The following is a 2,930-nucleotide window of genomic DNA, read 5'->3' as shown; positions in this document are numbered from 1 at the left end:
TGACGCGAATGCCCTTAGGACCTAACTCCAGTGCGAGGTTTCGCGCCAGCTGCGCCTCTGCGGCCTTGGAAATGCCGTAGGCACCGAGCACGGCAGTAGCCCTGAATGCGCCAATGCTGGAGATGAGCATGATATTGCCGGAACCGCGCTCCACCATGTGCGGCGCGACGAGCTTGGCCAGCCACCAGCTGCTCTTCACGTTGCTGATCATGATTTTATCCCAGGCATCATCGTCCAGCTTGGTGAGCGAGCCATAGAACGGATTGACGGCCGCGTTGCACACCAAGATGTCGATCCGCCCCAGTTGTTCCAGGGTGGCTTTGACCAATCCTTCCACTTCTTCTTTGCGGCCGATGTTGCAGGTCAGGGAGATGGCTTCGCCGCCACGTGCACGGATTGCATCGCGAACCAGGTCGCAGGCTTCCAGCTTGCGCGATGAAATGACGACCTTGGCGCCGGCCGCCGACATCTCTTCGGCGATCGCCCTGCCGATACCGCGGGAAGATCCGGTGATGAGGGCGACCTGGCCGGAAAGATCGAAAAGCGGATTCGTCATAGAACTGCCCTTTGTGGATCGACCGATTCTACCCGGCTGCGACAATAATTCTTGCGTCCCGCATCCTTCGCGGCATCGAGCGACACTTACCTATCGACGCTCCAGTCTCGACGCGCGTCCGCCGTGCGGATTGCGGGAGGCGATTGCATGTTCACCAAGCACCGCGCAGTGTGGGGTCTGCGCTCCCCGGGTGGTGTCTTGCTGCTCGCAATGACCGGCTGCTCCGGCGGCAATCACGGCATGGATGCGCAGCCGATGGCCGCCAATCCGCCATCGATGATGTTGACCGCCGATTTCGATTCCATCCAAGCCAATATCTTTACCCCCCTATGCGCCGGTTGTCACGGCGGGGCCAATCCCGCCGAGAATCTAAATCTCGACGCCGCGCATAGCTACAACGATTTGGTCGATGTGCCCAGCACCGAAGAACCCACGCTCGATCGAGTGAAGCCCGGCGATCCGACGGATAGCTATTTGGTCATCCATATGCAGAAGGAAGGGGACGGCGCTCCGGCCAGCGACATCCCGTTTGTCATCCAATGGATTCAAGATGGCGCGCTGCCCGGCTCGCAGATGCCGATGAGCAGCGAATTCAAGGTTGCCGCGGTGGAACCTAATTCCGGCGACACGTTGGATGCGGCGCCTTCACGGATCGTCATTGGGTTTACCCAAGAATTGGACGGCGGCGGCATGAACCCGGCAGCCGTGCGCCTGGAGCGAATCAATGACGCGGCCGAGGGCGGGACGCTGGTCATTCCAGTGAGCCTATCGATCCCGGCCCACAATGCGCGCGCCCTGCTCGTGACGCCCGCGGTAACTCTCCCGCCGGGACAATATCAAGTGGTGCTCAATATGGATTTAACCGCGGCCATCCGTTCGCAGAGCGGCGCGCCGCTCGACGTCGGAGCCGCCGGGATCGGCGAGCGCCTCGTGACTCGATTCAGTGTTGCAGCCGACTCGAGAGATTGAGAGCCGCGCGCGAACCGGTCAGAGCCGCGCGAACCGGTCTGAAGAATAGTTATGCGTGCGCCTGTGACGACCAATGCGTGGCTGTCGCTGCGGTGTGCTGTGAATGCGCTTCACTCTGCGGTCAAACGACGGCCAAGTGTGCGGTTGATTCTTAATACCTCCAACACAAAAGCGTAACGAAGCGCCACTAGCTTGGGACCATCTTGAAGACGATTCCAAGGAGCACGCCGATGGAGAAGACAGACCGACGCACAGTCCTTCGAGCCATGGGAGCAGCGGCGTTCGGCGCCGCGTTTCCGGAATCGATCCTGCGTGCCTTGAGCATTGAGCCGAAGATCGTCACGGGTACGATCAAGGACGTGAAGCATATCGTCGTGCTGATGCAGGAGAATCGTTCGTTCGATCACTATCTGGGGTCGTTGCGCGGGGTGCGCGGCTTCGATGATCCGCGCGCGGTGACTCTGCCTTCGGGCAACTCGGTGTTCCAGCAGCCGAACGGCGCCGACACGCTGTTGCCGTTCCGCCCGCCGCAGCCCTTTCTGGGATACCAGTTCGTCCGCGACTTGCCGCACAACTGGTCGGATGCACACGGGGCTTGGAACGGCGGCAACAATGACAACTGGGTTGCGGCCAAAGGCAGCATCGAGACGATGACCTTCGTCGAACGCGGCGATATCCCGTTCCACTATGCGCTGGCCGACGCCTTCACGGTCTGCGACAACTATCATTGCTCGACCATGGCTCCGACCGACCCGAATCGCTATTACTTGTGGACCGGATGGGTCGGGCAGAACGGCACGCAGACCGACACGATCCAGCAACCTTTCTCCGGCGCGACGCCCGGGACTTTCACGCTCGCGGCGGGCCCCAGCACCGGCAACGGCGTGCTGCCGGGCGGCCCTGTGGTCAACAATGATGAGCAAGGCTATGACTGGTTGACCTATCCGGAACGGCTCGAGGCCGCCGGCGTCTCGTGGAAGTTTTATCAGGATGTGGGCTTGGGCCTCACGCCCGAGCAATTCGAAGGTTTCACCGATAACCCGTTCATCGGAAATTTCGGCGACACATCGCCCCTGTATTTCCTGCAGTACCAGAACGCGCAGCCGGGCAGCGCGCTGTTCGACAAGGCCAGGACCGGCACCGATCTCTTCAACGGCGGTGCGTTCAACGGCGGCTCGCTGTTCCAGCAACTGCAAAGCGACGTCCTCAATAACGCGCTGCCGCAGGTGTCGTGGGTGGTGGCGCCGCAGGCCTATTGTGAGCATCCGACATTCCCGCCGAACTGGGGCGCCTGGTACATCTCGAATGTGCTCGATGCGCTGACCGCGAATCCGGAAGTGTGGGCCTCCACCGTGCTGATCGTGAATTTCGACGAGAACGACGGCTTCTTCGACCACCTGATCGC

The 2,930-nt window shown here is 61.2% G+C and carries 3 protein-coding genes; 2 read left to right on the top strand and 1 reads right to left on the bottom strand.

Features of this window, described 5'->3' with window-relative positions; genetic code table 11:
* A partial coding sequence (locus VK804_RS14755) for an SDR family NAD(P)-dependent oxidoreductase (RefSeq protein WP_325371561.1) occupies positions 1 to 556 on the bottom strand: 556 nt, incomplete at its 3' end.
* A gap of 147 nt (positions 557 to 703) precedes the next feature.
* On the opposite strand from VK804_RS14755, the gene VK804_RS14750 reads away from it, so the two are divergent.
* Both VK804_RS14750 and VK804_RS14745 read left to right on the top strand, forming a co-directional pair.
* Positions 704 to 1,525 (top strand): hypothetical protein, encoded by an 822-nt coding sequence (locus VK804_RS14750; RefSeq protein ID WP_325371560.1) that lies wholly within the window; start codon positions 704 to 706, stop codon positions 1,523 to 1,525.
* A 230-nt stretch (positions 1,526 to 1,755) separates the two neighbouring features.
* Positions 1,756 to 2,930, top strand: a 1,175-nt coding sequence (locus tag VK804_RS14745; RefSeq protein WP_325371559.1) for an alkaline phosphatase family protein, incomplete at its 3' end; no start/stop codon positions are given.

The sequence above is a fragment of the Bradyrhizobium sp. genome, from assembly GCF_035484855.1.
Taxonomy (GTDB): domain Bacteria; phylum Pseudomonadota; class Alphaproteobacteria; order Rhizobiales; family Xanthobacteraceae; genus Bradyrhizobium.
The sequence above is the reverse complement of the archived record's forward strand: the minus strand, read 5'-3'. Positions and strand labels throughout refer to the sequence as shown.